Consider the following 18,535-nt stretch of genomic DNA (forward strand, 5'->3'; position numbering starts at 1 on the left):
TGCCTGTTCCTACCTGCTCTCCGTGTAGTTGGCTGTCGTTCTGTTGGCAATGACCGCAAACAGGAGCATCGCGCCGAGGAAGAACTTGAACCAGTCGGGGTTCCATCCCGCGTAGACGATGCCCTGGTTTGTCATGCCGAAGATGAGGGCGCCGATGGCGGTTCCCACGGCGGTTCCCTTACCCCCGGTGAGCGCGCAGCCTCCGATGACGGCGGCGATGATGTAGAGGAACTCGTTGCCGACGCCCTGGCCCGCCTGGATCGAATCGAAGGCGAAGAGATTGTGCATACCGACGAACCAGGCAGCGAAGCCGACGAACATGAACAGCACGATCTTGACCCTGCGTACGGGTACGCCGACCGCCTCAGCCGCGGCTTTGTCGCCGCCCACGGCGAAGACCCAGTTCCCGAAGCGGGTCTTGTACAGGATGTAGCTCGCGATCGCGACAAACAGCAGCCACCAGAACACGGTCACCTTCACATTCACCCCGCCGATGCTGACGGAACTCGCGAAGAGTCCCTTGGCGGAGGCGAACCCGTCCATGTCCCCGATGGAGTGCGTGGCCACCTGTCCGGCGATGAGCTTCGTCAGCGCGAGGTTGAGCCCCTGCAGCATGAGAAACACCGAGAGCGTGATCAGGAAGGAGGGTATCCCGGTGCGGGTGACCAGGAAGCCGTTGAGTGCGCCCACCGCCAGAGCGATCCCGAGGGACAGGAACGCTCCGACCCAGGAGTTCAGGTGTAGGTGATAGTTGAGCATCGCCGAGGCGAGTGCCGCCGACGTCACCGCAACACCCGAGGAGAGGTCGAACTCGTCTCCGATCATGAGCATGCCGACGGCCAGCGCCATGATCCCCATCGTCGAAGAGGCGTAGAGAACGGTGGCGAATGCATCAGGTGTACGGAACGGCGGCGCCACGACCATGAAGAGCGTGAAGATGATGACGGCGCCGACGAGGCTCGCCAGTTCCGGACGACGAATGAGCCGATCGAAGACGGTGCGCTCGCGCAGCCGGTCGTCGACCACCCCGTTAGAAAACGGGGTAAGCCCCTCGGTCACGTCCGTGTCACCGCTGGACGTGTCCCCACCACTCATCGAAGACCTTCCGTTGCGGCGTCAGCAATGGCATCGACGTTCGTCGAATCAACAAAGGAGGGGCCGGTGAGGACCGGCTTGCCGCCTCCGAGGGTCGATCCGTTCCGGATCGCGAGCCAGATGGCGTCCACAGCCAGGTATCCCTGCACGTAGGGCTGCTGGTCGATGGCCCACGCGATGGTGCCGTCCTTGATGGCCTTGACCAGTTCGGCGTTGGTGTCGAACGTGGCGATCTTTGCGTCACTGCCCGCGTCCTTCGCGGCGTCGACACTCGTGATCGCAACTGGGGCCACAAGCCCCATGATCCAATCGATGGAGGGATCCTGGGCGAGCTTCGCTTGCACGGTGGAGGCGACGGAGGTCATGTCCATCCCGTTGACGTAGAGAATCTCCATGTCCCCGGAGGTCCCGAGGCCCTTCTTGATTCCGCCGCAGCGGGCTTCCTGGGAGGAGTTGCCCTGTTCGTGGATGACACAGAGAACCTTCTTCGCCCCCTCGGTGGCGAGCCGCTCTCCGGCAAGCTCACCGGCGATGGACTCATCCTGACCAAAGAAGGCGGACAGGCCGTAGTCGGAGTAGTCGTTCATTCCGGCGTTGAGCCCGACGACGGGGATCCCCGCATCCACGGCCTTCTTCGCGGCCGGTCCGATGGCCTCGGCGTTGGGGAGTGTCACGGCGATACCGTCGACGTCGGCGTCGATCGCGGACTGCACGAGGTTCGCCTGGTTCGGCGCCTGCGGATCGGAGGAGTAACGCAGCTCGATGTTGTCCTTCTTCGCGGCATCCTCCGCGCCCTTGCGCACGAGATCCCAGAATGTGTCACCGGGAGCCCCGTGGCTCACCATCGCGACAACCGCGCGGGGCGTGTCGACGGTCCCACCACCGGCGGCGCCACCGGAAGATTCCGGGGCTCCGCCGGTGGATGAACACGACGCGAGAGCGAGCGCCCCGGCGGTGAGGGTTGCGGCCACCGCGGCGCCCCGGCGAGCGGGACGGACCTGGGAGGCACGGTCACGGGAGAACAGCGAGAAGAGATCTTTGAGTTTCACACTGAGCCATTGAACGCACCCCTCCAGCCAAAAACAAGCTGGCTGAACTGCGTATTTACCGATTCAGTGAAGATGACCAGCGGAGTAACAGCAAAAGAAATCCAGCATGCGGAAGCACCATCAACCTCGTTCGGACGTGCGTCATCCCAGTCACCGCCGCTTCCCCATCCCGGTGTCGAGTTCTCCGGCGACGTCACCGGCGGCCGCCAGCAGGATCAGCAACGGCACGACTCCGGGGCCGGGTATCTGGTATTTTCCGTCCCCGTCACGTGCCACGATTCCGGCGGACTGAAGGGGCTTGAGGTGATGGTAGAGCGGCCCGGGTGAGCTGTAGCCGAGGAGTTCCTGTAGTTGCCTGGCACTAGCTGGTTCGACGAGGAGTTCCCGGAGGATGATCAGCCGTACCGGACTGGACACTGCGGCCAAAACCTCCGTGATCCCGTCGCTCGGCACGGAACGCACGGTGTCTGCGTCGAGGGTGATCGTCCAGCGGAGCTGACGTGGTGCGGTGAGTTCGCCGCTGTAGTGGATCGTTCCGGTGATTGCACCGGCCTCGGATTCGTCTGCGTGGTTCTGGGACTGCCCCGGCACCTCGGAATGCTCGAGTTTCCGTACGCGGGACTCAAGGTCGGTGACGCGTTTCCGGAGGTCCGCGAGTTCCTGTGCTTCAGTCATTCTCCACAGGTTAGCTGTTCACGTATGTCGTGGGAGTCAACTGCCTGGAGTATTAGGTCCTGCCAGGCGAAGGCGGCGAGTGTGTCCGTGTAGTCGGCTTCCGGGATCGCGGTGGAGATCAGGACCGCGACCGCCGGGGTTCCGTCCTCGCGGCGGATCTCCATGGCGTCGGCGAGGACGCCGGGCAAACTGCCGCCCTTGTGTCCGATCGCGGTGTAGCCGGGTGCGGGGGTGTGTTCGAGGTGACGTCGTGCGATGTCCCCAGCCGGGCCGAGCTCGCCGGTGGCGAGTCGGGTGTAGACGGCGGCGAGGTCGCCTGCGGTGGCGGTCGCTGTTCCGCGGAGGATGTCCCGCTGCTCGGAACATCCGCCGGATGCGCGGTGGAGGATGGTGGCGGCCCATTCGGGGTCTTCGCGGTATCTGCGGGAGGCAGCGTCCGGGTTTCCTGCACTGTCGGGATCGAGGACAGCGAGCAGTGATCCGAGGTAGTTGGGGATGTGGGGGTTGTCCCATCCTGCTCTGGTGGCGGCTGCGGTGAGGGCGGGTTCCCCCAGTGTGTCGGCCAGCCAGTCCGCTGCAGCGTTGTCGGATTCGATGATCATCGTGCTGACGAGATAGTCGAGGGTGACGGTGGTGTCCGGGTCGGCTGCAACGGCAACCCCGGGGGACGGTTCCCTCCTGTCGATACCGAGTCGGGCCAGTGCCGCTGCGTGCGCCCCACCATCGAGTGGCAGGTAGAAGGACTCCCATTCGGAGACGGGAACCGGGGTGTCGGGGTCGATGGTGCCGTCGGTGATGGCGTCGGCGTAGGCGAGCAGGTGGATGGCTTTCGCTGCGGATGCGATGTCGAGTGGGGTATCAGCGTTCTTCCGTACGGTGTCCGGACCGTCGGGGGCGGTGGCGTCGGGGATTATGAAGACTGCGGAGTCGTCTGGGTGGGCGGCGAGGTGTGCTACCCAGCCGGAGGATTCAGTCAGGTCGGTGTCACCGTGGCGGCATGCGGTGGTGATGTGCCGTGCGGTGTCTCCCCCGTCTTCTGGTGGTGTCGGGGGGCACAGGCCGCCAGGCCGAGGACGCCGGACAGGATGACTGTGGTGAGGGGGCGGGAAGCATGGCGAAGTGACATATTTCCAGAGTTCTAGAATTATGTCACTGGTAGTATCCACTACCTCCCGGGGGTCAACCGCAGATACATCCCCGGCCGAATGATCCTCCCGGGATTGTCGATGTCGGTTCCATCCGCCAACCTGATGCGGTTGATCTGCACACCGTATTCACGCCCGGTGTGGGCTGCGGGACCGGCGACGACGACGATATGCTCACCGTCAGTCACGACACGGCCCGGCGTTCCACCGAAGCGCATCGGGCTAATCTCGACGTCGGTGAGGTAGATGAGCTGCTCCCCCAGGTAGGCCCAGGCGTTGAAGAAGGGGTCGCAGCTCGCCCGGACCAGGTTGAACACCGCGCGAGCACCGAGGGAAAAATCGATCCCACAGTCGGCGGGGCGACGGCGGTGGAAGTAGGTCCACTGCTCCGGGTCCTGCGGAGTCGGTGTCTTACCGGCGTCGAGGAAATCGAGGGAATCCTGCAGGACCGGGCCCACCAGGTCGAGGCACCGGTTGGTCAACGTCAGTGCATCGTCAGAATCCGTGACCCGGGTGGCGCGCTGGGCGACGATGGGGCCGGTGTCGAACCCTTCCGCCATGAGGTGCCCGGTGACGCCAACCTCGGACTCGTCATTGATCAGCGCCCAGTTCGGGGCCCCGAATCCCGCGTACTTGGGCAGCAGCGAATCATGAATATTGAGGGTTCCCAGGCGCGGCGCATCGTACACGTCTTCGGCGATCACCGACGTCCAGTTCGTCACCACCATCAAATCCGCCTCCGCCGCCCGGATGGCGTCGGCTGCCGCCCCGTCCAGGCGTTTCGTCTCGATAACGGGAATCCCACGTTCCCTGGCGAAGGCGGCGACATCCTCGTCCATTCCCGCATAGTAGGGGTCATCGATCGGCGGCTGGGTGCAGACGAGCACTATCTCGTGCCCACTGTCCGCGAGGGCCGTGATGGAACGATAGCCGAAGGTGGCAAAACCGGTGAAAATAACGCGCATACCTGGGTCGAACCCCTTTTTCAAAGAAGTAGTAGATGAGGAGAAGCTGAACGTCGGCAATAGTAACGGAGCCCAAACTTCGGGCACGACGGCGGGGTGTCCACCCGACACACGGGATGGCTCCACAAGCGAAGCCGTCCAGCCGGGCCCCCGCTGTTGACAACACCGGCACGAAGCCTGTTAATTGTGTGGTGCCTAACCTAATTAACGGTGTTTTCCCGGGTCCGCCCCGGACCCCTCGGCACTACTGCACCACCCCTCTTCGCGAAAGGCGCCCCGCTCCGTCATGCCAGGGATCGAATGCCCGTCACAGTCATCATCCACCCTTCTCCACGTCCTGGTCACAGGTGCACGGGGTGGTGTCGGTTCCGCGGTGGTTGAGCACCTGCGGAACCTCGGACACCGGGTGAGCGCCTGGGACCTTCCGGAGTACGACGTGACCGACTCGGACTCCATCGCCGCTGCGATCGCCGACCTCGATGACAGCGATCCACTCGATGCCCTCGTCCACACTCCCGGCGTCCTGCGACCGGATTCCGCCCTGAACCCCGACCCCGCTGCCCTGCGGTTCTCTCTGGAGGTCAACCTTCTCGGCACGGTCGCGGTCTGCGCTCCGGTCGCGCGCCGCTTCGTCGAACGTCGCGGCGGTTCCCTCGTGGTCGTCTCCTCGAACGCGGCAGCCGTACCCCGAGCCGGGATGGCCGCCTACGGCGCGTCCAAAGCGGCCACAACCTCCTGGGTCCGCACTCTCGGCCTGGAGTGCGCCCCGCACGGGGTCCGGTGCAATGTCATCTCCCCCGGTTCCACCGACACGCCCATGCTGCGCGGTATGTGGCCTGAAGGCAGTGATCAGAGCGCGCAGGTGATAGCGGGAACTCCGGAGCAGTACCGTCTGGGGATCCCACTGCAGCGGCTCGCCGATCCCTCCGACATCGCCGGAGCCTGCGCCTTCCTCATTTCTCCGGCCGCCCGACACATCACGATGCACGACCTGCGTATCGACGGTGGCGCCACCCTCGACGCCTGATCCGAGCCCCTCTCCCCCACTCGCGGAAAGCAGAATCTCCCCCGTATGGCTATTCCCCTCATCGCGCCCTATCCTCTCTCGGCGGCCTGTCCCCCCGATGCTCCGGTTCCTGAACCCGTTGTCGACTGGAGTGTCGATCCCGGGCACGCCGCCCTACTTGTTCATGACATGCAGGCCTATTTCCTCGCAGCCTACGACCGTTCCCGGGAACCCGCCTCGACGATGATCCCGAACATCAGGGCGCTCATCGACGCCTTCGACGCGGCTGGGGCACCGGTGTTCTACTCGGTGCAGCCGCCCGCCCAGGCACCCGCCCGGCGCGGCCTGCTCACCGATTTCTGGGGCACCGGTATCTCGGACGCGGAAGAGGCTGCGGTGATTCCTGAGCTGGCTCCGCGAGCACACCACCATCTCATCACCAAATGGCGTTACTCCGCTTTCGAGCGGACGGATCTACGGCAGGCACTCTCCTTCGCCCGGCGGAACCAGTTGGTGGTTACCGGGGTGTACGCGCACATGGGGTGCCAGGTGAGTGCGGCAGACGCATTCATGAACGACATTCAGCCTTTCCTCGTCGCCGATGCCGTCGCCGATTTCTCCGCGGATGAGCACCGTTCTGCGGTGCAGTGGGTTGGCAGACGTGCCGGTGTCGCACTCCGGACGGGCGATGTTCTTGAGCAGTTCACCACACCGGGTAAAGGGGAGTGACCGTGCGCGAGTTTATTTTCTCCGATGGTGAATCGACCCTGACGGCGACCGGAATAGCACGGTTCTGGCCCACTCCGATGGATGCGGTCAAGGCATTGCAGACCGGCGCCGTTCCGCTCATTGTCGGGGCACTCCCCTTCTATACGACGGAGACTCCGGCGCTCTTCACCCCGGACCACTACCGGCATCATCTGGGCACCCCGGAGCTTCCCGACGGCTGCGTCCCCGCGCCGACGAGTATCGACGAGCACCCGAGCACCGAGCAACACGCCGAGCGCGTGGCGTCTGCGGTGGCGGCGATCGAGCGGGGACAGGTCGCCAAGATCGTCCTGGCCCGACGGGAGACCTACCACTTCGACCGGGACGTCAACCCGGAGGTTCTGCTCTCACGGTTCATCGACGGGTCCGGAACCGGAACCGGGTATCTCGTGGATATCAGTGTCGCAGGACGTTCCCACCTCGGCGAAACCATCGTCGGTTCCAGCCCGGAACTGCTGATCCGGAAGCGCGGGAATCGCATCGAATCGCATCCGCTGGCGGGAACCGCACCGCGTTCCACGGACCCGGTGCAGGACGAAGCCCGGGCGACCGAGCTGCTGCTCTCCCCGAAGGATCTTGATGAGCACGCCTACGTGACCTCGGAGATCGACCGCGTCCTGCGCCCCTACTGCACCGAGCTCCACATTCCCCGCCGCCCCACGCTGACCCGCACCTCCCACACCTGGCACCTGGGCACCCCGATCACCGGCACGCTCGGCGACGACCGGGTCTCGGTGCTGGAACTCGCCCTGGCGCTTCATCCGACGCCGGCTGTCGCCGGACACCCAACCAGCAGTGCCCTCGAACTCCTCCGGACCTACGAGCCGGAACGTGGGTTCTACGCCGGGACGGTCGGTTGGGCCGATGAACACGGCGACGGGGAATGGCGCGTCACGATCCGTAGCTGCGTCGTCGATTCCCGCGCCCACCAGATCCGCGCCCACGCAGGCGGCGGCATCGTCGCTACCTCCGTCCCGGACACCGAGGTCCGGGAGACGAGGACGAAGTTCGGCCCGCTCCGCGCGGCACTCGGAATCCACTCCACCCCTGAACCGAAGGCACGACATGTCCGAACACACTGACAGCACCGCGCTCTATCCCGCTGCGGACGTCGCCGCCTGGCGCGCCGCCGGGTACTGGAACGACGACACTTTCGCCACCTTCCTGCGGGAGGCGGCCGCACGCTTCGGTGACAACGAGGCCGTCGTCGGGCATGATCTGCACGGCATCGACCACCGGCTGAGTTACCGTGAGCTGAGCACCGCCGCCGACGCCACCGCCCGCAGACTCCGGGCTCTCGGCATCACCCGGGGAGACTTCGTCGTCGTTCAGCTTCCCAACACCACGGAGTTCCTGCCCACCATCTTCGCGCTCTTCCACCTCGGAGCGCGTCCCGTCTTCGCCCTTCCCGCTCATCGCGCCGCCGAACTCAGACATTTCCTGGCCAGCACGAACGCCGCGGCTTGGATCGCACCCGGCAGCCACAACGGCTTCGACTACCGGGACCTGGCCCGCGAGGTGCTACCGGCGCTGCCGAACCCGGTGCAGGTGATCATCGCCGGGCCCGACCCTGCGGAGTTTGCCTCCCTCGGCGGTGATCCGGTGGCCGATCTTCCGGCCCCCGCACCGGTGGCGCCGGAGGAACTGGCGTTCCTCCAGGTCTCCGGGGGAAGCACCGGCATCCCGAAACTGATCCCCCGCACCCACGCCGACTATCTCTATTCGGTGCGGGAGTCCGCCCGGATCTGTCAGCTCAGTACCGCTACCCGGATGCTCGTCGTCCTTCCGGTCTCGCACAACTTCACCATGAGTTCTCCCGGTGTGCTCGGTGTGCTGTGGGCCGGGGGCACCGTGATCCTCACCGAGGACCCGACACCAACCTCGGTGTTCCACCTCATCGACGCCGAGAAGGTCACCATGACCGCAGCGGTTCCGCCTCTGGCGATGACCTGGCTGGCTCTGCGCCCGAGGATTGACGCCCACCTCGACACACTGGAGGTACTGCAAGTCGGGGGGGCGAAGTTCCCCGCCGAAGCGGCCCGGAAGGTCACCCCGGTCCTCGGGTGTCGGCTCCAGCAGGTGTTCGGGATGGCGGAAGGGCTGGTTAACTACACCCGCGCCGACGATCCCGAGGACGTGGTCACGGGAACCCAGGGTCGGCCCATCTCCCCGGCCGATGAGATCCTCATTCTCGACGACGAGGGACACCCGGTCCCCGAGGGCGAATCCGGCCATCTGCTCACCCGTGGCCCGTACACGATCCGCAGCTACTTCAACGGTGCCGATCCCGGCGCGTTCACCGACGACGGCTTCTACCGCACCGGTGACATCGTCCGCCGACTCCCCACCGGGCATCTCATCGTCGAGGGCCGCGACAAGGACCACATCAACCGGGGTGGCGAGAAAATCTCCGCGGAGGAGGTGGAGAACCATCTCATCGCGCACCCCGACATCATCGATGCCGCCCTCGTCGCAATCCCCGACGACTACCTCGGGGAACGGTCCTGCGCCTGGATCATCAGCGACACGCCACCCACCGCCACGGAGATCCGGGAATTTCTCACCCGCCGTGGGCTCGCCGCCTACAAACTGCCGGACCGCTTCGAGTTCGAATCCTCCTTCCCACTGACAGGCGTGGGAAAGATCAGTCGGAAGGCACTCCGCCGCCGCCTCGCCGCCACCCTCACCACCGACACCAGCAAGGATGATTAATCCATGAGCGACACCCCCGCACTCACCGGAACCCGCATCATCGAAGACACCGCCGACATTCTCGGAATCACCCCGGACACCCTCGATCCGCACGCACCACTCGTGGAACAGGGACTCGATTCACTGCGCGCCGTGACCCTCGTCGAGACCTGGCGCGCCGACGGCGCCACGGTCGACTTCCACGAGATCATGTCCCTGCAGACCCTCGACGAATGGATCACCGCACTCACCTGAGACAGGCCGCGAACACGCCTTCCACGCCGCCATCCCCGCCGAGGAGCATCACCCATGACCACCAGCACCACCATCCATGACATGGGGCCGGGACAAGCCGCCATCTGGTTCGCCCAGGCCGCCGACCCCGGCGGGACGGCGTTCCAGTGTGCCGAACTCATCGAGTTTGACGCGGAGATCGACCTCGAACTTCTGGCAGACACCATCCGCGATTGCCTCTCCACACTCGAACCGTTCCGCTGCCGGTTCCTCCGCACCACCTCAGGAACACTGCGCGCCGAAACCGACCCGCAGTGGGAACCTGCGTCAATAAGCATCATCACCGGCACTCTCGACGCTGACGCGGACATCGACGAGTGGGCCAGCCGTACCATCGCCGTACCCGCCATGACCCGCAGGGACGAGATCTCCGGCACCGAACTCACCGGACATCACCTGATGCAGCGAGCGAACGGCCGCCCGTTGTGGTTGGCCCGCTTCCACCACATCCTCGCCGACGGATACGCCATCGGCGCGCTCATCCGCTGGATCGCGGCCTGCTACACGGCACGCGCCACGGGCGGCGACGCCCCGCAAACGCCGTTCAGCGACCACTGGGCCACCACGCACCCGGGCCCCGGTGACGATGACCTCGCCTTCTGGCGGGATCCGGCGCGGGTAGCCGCCGAGAATCCGCCCACGATTCTCCCCGCGGACGGTCGGGGACCGGTACGCCCACTGCGTTCCCACGCCACCATCGACCATGACGCCCGCGTCGCGCTCCGCGCCCTCACCCGCACGATGCGCGTGACCGAGCTGGACGCCCTCGCCGCCGTCACCGCGCACTACACGGCGGCCGTCACCGGATCCGCAGACATCACCCTCGGTATCCCCCTGATGAACCGTCCGATGGGCAGCCGCAGCATCGACTTCGTCCCCGCCGTCAATCTGCTCCCGCTCCGCCTCGACACCGCGGACCTGCGCGCGCGGTTCGTGGACACCGTCACCGCGACTGGCGCGGCGCTCGCGGAACTCCGGTCACACGGGACGCTGCGCGGCGAGGAACTCCGCAGACTACTGCGCATCAGCGACCCCGCACACCGGATGACCGGGCCGACCATCAACCTGCGCCCCTTCACCCCGACATTCCGGTTCAACGGGGTGCGCGGCGAGTTGACCACTCTCTCCGTCGGCCCGGTCGCCGATGTCGAGCTGATCTTCCAGTCCGAGGACGACGGCAGCATGACCCTGCACTCCCTCGCCCACGGCACTCCGGCACAACAACAGCAGCTCGACGCACACACCCGGCGGCTCGCGCTCCTGGTCAACCAATTGGCCCACGTCGATCCCGCCGACATCACCGCCGATGATGACGCCTTCAGCCTCGGTGATCTGGACCTCATCGACGCCGACGAACGCCGAATCCTACTGGAGAAATTCAACGGAACAACACACCCGATCACGCTCCCCGACGGTGACGACCCCACCCTCCACGCACTGATCCACGCACGGCGCACCGCCGACCTGACCACCAGGCCCACCGAACCGGCCCTGTGGTGGAACGGGCAGTGGATCACCCGGGAGGAATTCTGGGCCGACGTCGACGGCCTGGCCGCGGTCCTCCACGAGCACGGCGCCGCACCAGGAACAACCATCGCGCTGCAGCTCACCCGTTCGCCCGCACTATGCACCGCAATTGCCGCGACCGCACTCACTGGGGCCGCGTGGCTGCCCCTCGATCCCGCACTTCCCGAACAACGACGCCGGGACATGCTCGCCACCGCAGACCCACACCTTCTCATCACCGGGCGCACGACCGGAACACCGACACCGGAACTGAGCCCGATCATCGAACTCGATGAAACGGTGCTGCGCCCCGCACCTGCCGCACCACCCCAGTGGGACCCCGCCCCGGCCCCGCACGCAACAGCCCGGGACACCGCCTACATTCTGTTCACCTCGGGCTCCACCGGAACCCCCAAAGGCGTCGCCGTGCCGCAGGAGGGAATCCTCAACCGCCTCGCGTGGATGGCGGATTACTACGGCATCGGGGAGAACGACACCCTGATCCAGAAGACCCCGGCCTCCTTCGACGTATCCGGGTGGGAATTCCTCCTTCCGCTCACCCACGGCCCGAGACTCGTGGTGCCCGCACCGGATGCCCACCGCGATCCCGGTGAGCTGCTTCCGGTCCTCCGGGAGACGGGAACCACGATCTGTCACTTCGTCCCCTCAGCTCTCGACGCGTTCCTCCGGTGGCACACCGGGAGCATCGACCTCCCAGCACTCCGGGCCGTCATCACCTCCGGCGAGGCGCTGCCCGCTCGTACCGCATCGACCTGCCGCGAGCGCCTCGGGGTCGAGGTGCACAATCTCTACGGACCGACCGAAGCCTCCATCGATGTCACGGCGCACACGGTGCGCCCCGGTGAAACGACCATCCCGATCGGTGCCCCGGTGTGGAACACCCGAACCCATGTCCTCGACCCGATCGGCAGGTTACTCCCCATCGGCGCCCCCGGCAGGCTCTTCCTCGCCGGGGTCCAGGTCGCCACCGGGTACGTCGGTCGCCCGGATCTGAGCGCCGAACGTTTCACCGAAGACCCGTTCCATCCCGGCGAACGGATGTACGATTCCGGGGACATCGCGCAGTGGCGTGACGACGGCGAGCTACTCTACCTCGGGCGCGCCGACAACCAGGTGAAACTCCGTGGGCAACGACTCGAACCGGGCGAGATCGAAGAGGTTCTCTCGGCACACCCCGACATCGCCGCGAGCGCGGTTCTGGTGCGGCCGCTCCCCGGCTCCGGGGAGGATGCGCTCATCGCGTGGATCGTTCCCCGCGACCACTCCGCACCACCGGACACCGACTCCGTCCTGGAGCACGCCCGCAGTCGGCTTCCCGCCTACATGATCCCGTCCGCCGTGGTCACCGTGGATGTTCTCCCGATGACCACCAACGGGAAACTCGATATCCGGGCGCTCCCCGATCCCCCTGCCGTGGACTCAGACGCCGACGACGATCCCGCCGTCGGCCCGCTGGAGGAATCCCTGCTCGACGCCTTCCGGGAGGTGCTGGGGATCCGGCCCGGAGCCCGGGCCAACTTCTTCGATCTGGGGGGAACCTCACTCAGCGCGGTCCGACTCGCCCAAGTGCTCCGGGAGCGGACCGGTCTGGACCTCAACGTGTCCGATGTGTTCGCGGCCCCGTCGATCCGCGCCCTGTCCGCCCACCTCACCGCCCGTGGCGATCACGACTCCGGGTCAGCCGGGTTCCGGCCTCTGCTGGCGTTGCGCCCGCACCGCGCCGGGGTCCCCGTATTCTGCTTCCACCCTGCGGGCGGCATCGGCTGGTCCTACGCCCGTCTCATCCCCTTCCTCGACAGCGGCCGAGGCGTGTTCGCGGTCCAGTCCCCGGGCCTGGTTCCCGACGGTCCCCCGATGGTCGCATCCATCGTTGCGGCCGCTGAACGTGCCGCGACGGACATCCTGGCGCTCTGCGCCGAACAGGACATCACCGACGTCGAGCTCGTCGGCTGGTCAGTGGGAGGTGTACTGGCCCAGGCGTGTGCGGTCCGGCTCGCCGACACCGGTATCCGGGTACGTCACCTCGTCCTCCTCGACGCCTACCCCGCCGAGCTCTGGCGCGGCAAACCCGCCCCAGACGACCAGGAGCGGCTCCGCGGCGTTCTCGTGATGGCTGGGCAGGATCCGGACGATTACGGCGAGCTCGACACCGCCACCGTCGTCACCGCACTACGCGCCGCGCCCGGGGCGTTCAGCACGCTCCCCGATTCCGTGCTCTCCTCCGTCACCACCATGATCGGGCACAACGCCCGCATCATGCGGGAGCACCGCACGATCCCGTGGTCGGGAACCATCGACATGTTCCGCGCCGAACTCAACCCGGAACACATGGACGAAGGGACGTGGCGACCGTTCTGCGGTGACCTTCGTGTCCACCGGATGCAGACCACGCATCCGGGCATGGTGTCCCCCGAGGTGTTTGCCCGGGTCGCTGATCTCATTCAATGACCCGGTGCGTGTGCACCGGCGCCGCATCCACAATGACGAAAGGCCGCCCTCCCCGAGGTTCGGGGAGGGCGGCCTTGTCGGCGGGCTGACGGAGACTAGCGCTCCTGGCCCGGCTTCTTGAAGGGGAAGCCCAGCTCGCGAAGCAGGGCACGGCCTTCATCGTTGTTCGTTGCCGTGGTGACGACGGTGATGTCCATACCACGGGGACGGTCAACCTTGTCCACGTCGATCTCGTAGAACATGGTCTGCTCCGTGAGGCCGAACGTGTAGTTGCCGTGACCGTCGAACTGCTGATCCGACAGTCCGCGGAAGTCGCGGATACGGGGCAGGGCGACGGTCAGCAGGCGGTCCAGGAACTCCCACATGCGGTCACCGCGGAGGGTGACGCGGGCGCCGATGGGCATGCCCTCACGCAGCTTGAAGTTGGCGATGGACTTCTTGGACCGACGGATCTCCGGCTTCTGACCGGTGATCAGGGTGAGGTCCTCGAGTGCGCCGTTGATGAGCTTGGCGTCACGGGCGGCGTCGCCGACGCCCATGTTGACGACAACCTTGACGACGCCGGGGATCTGCATGACGTTGTCGTAGTTGAACTCTTCAGACAGCGCGGTGCGGATGTCCTCGCGGTAGCGGGTCTTCAGACGAGGGGTGTAGTTCTCGCTCATGTTCAGATGTCCTTCCCGTTGCGTCGGGAGATGCGCACGCGCTTGCCGTTCTCATCGACACGGTAGCCGACGCGGGTCGGGTTTCCATCGGAGTCGATGACCATGACGTTGGAGACATGGATCGGCGCTTCCTGGGTGACGATGCCACCGGACTCGGCACCACGCTCGGGCGCGGAGTTCGCGACGTGCTTCTTGATGCGGTTGACTCCCTCGACCAGGACCTTGGAACGCTTCGGGTAGGCCTCGATGACCTTGCCGCGTGCGCCCTTGTCCGGACCGGAGATGACGAGGACGTTATCGCCCTTGTGGATCTTCATTTAGATTACCTCCGGTGCCAGCGAGACGATCTTCATGAACTTCTTCTCACGGAGTTCACGGGCGACGGGGCCGAAGATACGGGTACCGCGCGGATCGCTGTCGTTCTTGATGATGACGGCTGCGTTCTCGTCGAAACGAATGTAGGAGCCGTCCGGACGACGGGTCTCCTTCTTCGTGCGCACGATGACGGCCTTGACGATTTCGCCGGCCTTCACGTTGCCGCCGGGAGTGGCTTCCTTGACGGTGGCGACGATGACGTCACCGATACCGCCGAAGCGTCGGGTGGAGCCACCGAGAACGCGGATGCACAGAATCTCCCGTGCACCAGTGTTGTCGGCGACCCGCAGACGCGATTCCTGCTGAATCACTATGGGTCTCCTGACCTGGATTTCAATGTGCGCCGGATTTCCGACCCGAACACACGCGGTCTGATGTACTTGCACGGCCACTGACGCTCCGGGAAGAACCCGGTGAAGGCGACGAACACCGTACATGAGCAAGCACCGGCCAACCGGACACAGTCCGCCCGACAGTACCTGCGATGTCGAAGGGTCTCGGCCCGCGCTCGGAAACGCACGGCGAACCGACCCACGTCAGCGACCGAATCATTGAACCATACCGGACGAAATGCGGCAACCCACCCCCCTACCCCACCCCTAGTTCTACCGACACCAGCACATATTCGACATGCCGGATAACCCAATGCTCCCGCCTCGCCCACGAACTCACGATCCAGGACGGAGGACCGCTCGCCATCATCCCCATGCTGAATAACCCGGAATAGCAGCTACGGGTAGGGGGAGACGCTCTCTCCGATTCTGCGACTACCGTCGAGTAGCCGTGATCCGCCAGAAACCCCACCCGGCGGGTTCTGCAGTGTCGAGCAGATAGCCAGCCCGCCCGAGCGCATCCCGGATGTCTCGGCGGGTGGGAACCGATGCCCCGGAGACACACAGCCGGATGAGGTCGGCCTCGTAGTCCTCTGCATCCCCGGCGTGCTCCTCCACTTGCGGTGTCACCAGGACTAGCCTCGGGACTCCAGTGGCAGCGAGCACCTCGTCGACACCACCGGGGAACGCGCAGGCGAACGGGTCCACCACAACCAGCGTATCGACGCCCGAGACCTGCTCACCCGGCGCGTAACCGCGGCGGACGACCCCGTCTGCGCGCTGCCCATCCGGTTCTTCCGCCGCACACAGGCACACCACGGAGACATCCGTTCGGCGGTGCGCGCACTCCTCCGCATATGCCGCTGCGGCGGCCCCCATGAAGCCGACCACTGGCCGACGGTCGCCGTCCGCCCGGAGGTCGAGCGCCGCTATCACGGCGGGCGCCGTCCACGCGGCCGCTGCCGCCTGCTGACTGCCCACCACCCGGGACACCGTCCCCGCGACGTCGAGGCCCCCCGCGTCCGCCCGGGCACCGAGGTCAACCGCACCACCGCTGCACACTGCTGCGTCGAGACGCAGAAACGCCAACAGCTTCACCAGCCCCGGACCCGCGAGCATCTGCACCGTACTCGATTCCGGGTCAGCGAGTTCCCGGCCCATCGCCGTCAACCGGACACCGGTGACAACCGGGCCGTCCTCCTGCGTCTCAACGACGAGCCGAAGCAACGCCTGCGATTCGAGATACCGGAGGAAACGCACCGTGATCGCCTCATTCATGCCGGTCGCGGCAGCGAGCGCCGCCGGGGTGTCATGACCGGCCCCAATCGCAGTGAAGATCCCGGTCCGCACCGCCGCCCGGAGCGCCAGCCCACCGGAGACATCCGCGAGGCGCGCCAACGCCCGCACCGGGGCCGCCCCGCCACCGTCCCCCTCAGTCTGTTCACGCCAGTAGCCGGTCAGTTCCCGATCCGCCGGATCAACATCATGGTCCTTGATGACCTGGCGCATTGCCCGCAGTTGTCCCGCTTCCCCGGCACACCACACGTAGACGCGGCCCTCCGGCCAGTCCATCTTGGCGAATTCCTCGGCGAGATCCCCACCATCGGCACGGACGATCCAGCGCAGATCCACTGCGGCGGTGCTGTCGAGCTGCTGGATATGACACCGCTCCGCAACCTCCACGAGCACGGTCACGGACGCGGACCCGGATAGTTCCTCGAGACAGCGGCTGATCGCGGGGAGCGCCGTCTCATCCCCCACCAGGATGAGATGATCAGTGTGGGTGGGCAACACGCCGCACCGCTTCGGACCTGCAACCCACACCTTCGCCCCAGGTGTCGCGGACACTGCCCAACCTTCCGCGAGGCCGTGGCCATGGCGGGCGAAATCGATGGTGACCTCACCTTTGACCACATCGAAGTGCCGTACCGTGTAGGTCCGGAACAGCCGGTTGACCTCTTCATTCCACTGCAACCGCCCATCCCCTGTCGGCGGTGGATAGGGCCTCGATCCGGTGACGGGATCAGGGAAGATGATGCGCACATCATCATCGAATCCATCACTGATGAACTCAGGCACCTCGTACCCGTCCCGGGTGTGTGCCCGAAGACCCGGCCCACCGAGAACCACCCGACGCATCCCGGGCGTGACATCCTCCGCCCGGATCACCTCTAGCTCCCGGATACTGATCGGATAGATGTCGTGGTGCCGACTACTCCGCGCCATATGCGTCAAGGCCCTTCCAAAAGTGGGGAAGAAGGTTAGGAAACCCTCATGCTACCGAACCCCCGGAGGAGCGAACAAAGTTATCGGGTGTTCATCCCCCCAGCATCTTCCGGGGAGCTACACCGGCCCCCGGGTGAGATGACGTTCAATGACCGGCACCATGGATTCCCACGCCTCAAGGGAACTCATTGCGAGGTGGGCGCTGTCCACGGTGTGTGAACTGACCGGCTCCACACCGTCCAGGTCCTCCCAGGCCTTCAGCGGCTCCCAATTCAGGCCCGCCATATCCGTCGTGTCCCCGGCTCGGAGAACAAGCACTGGCCCCGTATAGGGCGAGCGTGTTGCCGTCATGTGAATCATGAAGCACCTGCCGGAGGCGTCCTTCATGGCGTCGATCTCCTCATCCGAGAAGTTCGGGGCGTTCGCCGCCCGGATCATCTCCCCGATCAGTGCGTCATCGAAATGCTCCAGGACCGCGAGTATGTCACCGAATCCACCGTCGCCGGGAAGTTCCGGGATCTCCTCGCCCGGTTTATGATGCCGGATGAAAGTGTCCAACGCCGCAGCCAGGCCATTCGGGGTGTCCGGAGAGATCCCCGACGGATACGCGTCAATGACACCGAGGAACTCGACAACCTCACCGTCCTGCTGCAGCATCCCCGCGATCGTGTGTGCGAGAGCACCCCCGGACGAGTACCCGAGCAACCGGTAAGGCCCCTCGGGCTGCACCTGACGCACGAGGTCAAGATAGTACCGGCACAGCGCATCATGATCGAGACCGATCGACAGCGTGGTCTCCGCGTCCGGGAGCTGCACACCAATCACCCGATAGTCCCCCTTAAGCAACCCCGCCAGGGGCGCGTAGCTCCAGGCCAAGCCGACAACGGCATGGAAACAGAAGATCGGGGCGCCCTCACCGCCGGAGAAATCTACGAGAACTCCCTCACCCGGCAACTGCGGACGGGGGGCGGCGCCATCCCCATCAGAAGCGGTGACCGCCGTGGCGATGGCTTCCGGAGTCCGGTGGGTGAGGATCGTGTCAACACCCACGTCGAGCCCGGCACGCCGGAGCCTACCGAGCAGCTTCATCGCGGACAGCGAGTGTCCCCCGCACGCGAAGAAGTCATCACCCGGCACAAGGACGGTTCCGGTCAGCTCGCTCATGTGGCGTGCGATGAGCTCCGTGGCCTCCGCACGATCCGGAATGGCACTGGAATTCTTGGTCATGGTGCAGGGGCTCCTTGGAGAAGTACTGTATGAAAAACATCGACAGG

General features: G+C 65.7%; 16 protein-coding genes. 6 read left to right on the plus strand and 10 right to left on the minus strand.

Translation table 11 applies throughout. The features are described 5' to 3' along the window. Nucleotides 1–9: 9 nt before the first annotated feature. From QWU44_RS04660 to QWU44_RS04680, 5 genes are all read right to left on the minus strand, one after another. Nucleotides 10–1,095, minus strand: a complete 1,086-nt coding sequence (locus tag QWU44_RS04660; RefSeq protein ID WP_370914550.1) for an ABC transporter permease — start codon at nucleotides 1,093–1,095, stop codon at nucleotides 10–12. Continuing rightward, nucleotides 1,092–2,066: a sugar ABC transporter substrate-binding protein gene (locus QWU44_RS04665; RefSeq protein WP_370914901.1), complete on the minus strand. Its 975-nt coding sequence runs from the start codon at nucleotides 2,064–2,066 to the stop codon at nucleotides 1,092–1,094. Before QWU44_RS04665 ends, QWU44_RS04660 begins: the two co-directional genes overlap by 4 nt. Before the next feature lie 228 nt (nucleotides 2,067–2,294). Continuing rightward, a complete protein-coding gene (locus QWU44_RS04670; RefSeq protein WP_370914551.1) occupies nucleotides 2,295–2,819 on the minus strand; it encodes a helix-turn-helix domain-containing protein in 525 nt (174 codons plus the stop codon). After that, complete coding sequence (locus QWU44_RS04675) at nucleotides 2,816–3,985, minus strand: serine hydrolase (RefSeq protein ID WP_370914552.1); 1,170 nt, start codon at nucleotides 3,983–3,985, stop codon at nucleotides 2,816–2,818. Before QWU44_RS04675 ends, QWU44_RS04670 begins: the two co-directional genes overlap by 4 nt. Continuing rightward, nucleotides 3,985–4,929: a methionyl-tRNA formyltransferase gene (locus QWU44_RS04680; RefSeq protein WP_370914553.1), complete on the minus strand. Its 945-nt coding sequence runs from the start codon at nucleotides 4,927–4,929 to the stop codon at nucleotides 3,985–3,987. The genes QWU44_RS04675 and QWU44_RS04680 overlap by 1 nt, the downstream gene beginning before the upstream one ends. 286 nt (nucleotides 4,930–5,215) lie before the next feature. Here QWU44_RS04680 and QWU44_RS04685 point away from each other — a divergent pair, with 286 nt between their 5' ends. From QWU44_RS04685 to QWU44_RS04710, 6 genes are read left to right on the plus strand one after another with little or no spacing between them, the layout of a single operon-like run. Then, nucleotides 5,216–5,956 carry an SDR family oxidoreductase gene (locus QWU44_RS04685; RefSeq protein WP_370914554.1) on the plus strand — a complete coding sequence of 247 codons (741 nt, stop codon included), beginning with the start codon at nucleotides 5,216–5,218 and terminating at the stop codon, nucleotides 5,954–5,956. A gap of 45 nt (nucleotides 5,957–6,001) precedes the next feature. Further along, the gene (locus QWU44_RS04690; RefSeq protein WP_370914555.1) at nucleotides 6,002–6,664 is read left to right on the plus strand and encodes an isochorismatase family protein; all 663 of its coding nucleotides are present in this window, start codon (nucleotides 6,002–6,004) and stop codon (nucleotides 6,662–6,664) included. Between the two features lie 2 nt (nucleotides 6,665–6,666). Continuing rightward, nucleotides 6,667–7,785, plus strand: coding sequence for an isochorismate synthase MenF (locus QWU44_RS04695; RefSeq protein WP_370914556.1), 1,119 nt, complete (start codon nucleotides 6,667–6,669; stop codon nucleotides 7,783–7,785). After that, nucleotides 7,769–9,415 (plus strand): (2,3-dihydroxybenzoyl)adenylate synthase, encoded by a 1,647-nt coding sequence (locus tag QWU44_RS04700; protein ID WP_370914557.1) that lies wholly within the window; start codon nucleotides 7,769–7,771, stop codon nucleotides 9,413–9,415. The genes QWU44_RS04695 and QWU44_RS04700 overlap by 17 nt, the downstream gene beginning before the upstream one ends. Nucleotides 9,416–9,418: 3 nt before the next feature. Next, nucleotides 9,419–9,649 (plus strand): phosphopantetheine-binding protein, encoded by a 231-nt coding sequence (locus tag QWU44_RS04705; protein ID WP_198734942.1) that lies wholly within the window; start codon nucleotides 9,419–9,421, stop codon nucleotides 9,647–9,649. Between the two features lie 54 nt (nucleotides 9,650–9,703). Continuing rightward, a complete protein-coding gene (locus QWU44_RS04710) occupies nucleotides 9,704–13,663 on the plus strand; it encodes an amino acid adenylation domain-containing protein (RefSeq protein ID WP_370914558.1) in 3,960 nt (1,319 codons plus the stop codon). Nucleotides 13,664–13,758: 95 nt separating this feature from the next. Here QWU44_RS04710 and rplE read toward each other — a convergent pair whose 3' ends face one another. The 5 genes from rplE to QWU44_RS04735 all read right to left on the minus strand — a co-directional run bounded on the left by rplE (nucleotide 13,759) and on the right by QWU44_RS04735 (nucleotide 18,488). Continuing rightward, nucleotides 13,759–14,328, minus strand: a complete 570-nt coding sequence (gene rplE / locus QWU44_RS04715) for a 50S ribosomal protein L5 (protein ID WP_198734944.1) — start codon at nucleotides 14,326–14,328, stop codon at nucleotides 13,759–13,761. A gap of 2 nt (nucleotides 14,329–14,330) precedes the next feature. Then, entirely contained in the window at nucleotides 14,331–14,645 is a 315-nt protein-coding gene (rplX, locus tag QWU44_RS04720; protein ID WP_198734945.1) for a 50S ribosomal protein L24, read from the minus strand. Next, complete coding sequence (gene rplN, locus QWU44_RS04725; RefSeq protein WP_198734946.1) at nucleotides 14,646–15,014, minus strand: 50S ribosomal protein L14; 369 nt, start codon at nucleotides 15,012–15,014, stop codon at nucleotides 14,646–14,648. Nucleotides 15,015–15,470: 456 nt separating this feature from the next. After that, complete coding sequence (locus QWU44_RS04730) at nucleotides 15,471–17,261, minus strand: siderophore-interacting protein (protein ID WP_370914559.1); 1,791 nt, start codon at nucleotides 17,259–17,261, stop codon at nucleotides 15,471–15,473. Between the two features lie 117 nt (nucleotides 17,262–17,378). Next, nucleotides 17,379–18,488: a thioesterase domain-containing protein gene (locus QWU44_RS04735; RefSeq protein WP_370914560.1), complete on the minus strand. Its 1,110-nt coding sequence runs from the start codon at nucleotides 18,486–18,488 to the stop codon at nucleotides 17,379–17,381. Nucleotides 18,489–18,535 lie beyond the last annotated feature (47 nt).

This window comes from Corynebacterium sp. CCM 9203 (assembly GCF_041357675.1).
GTDB lineage: Bacteria > Actinomycetota > Actinomycetes > Mycobacteriales > Mycobacteriaceae > Corynebacterium.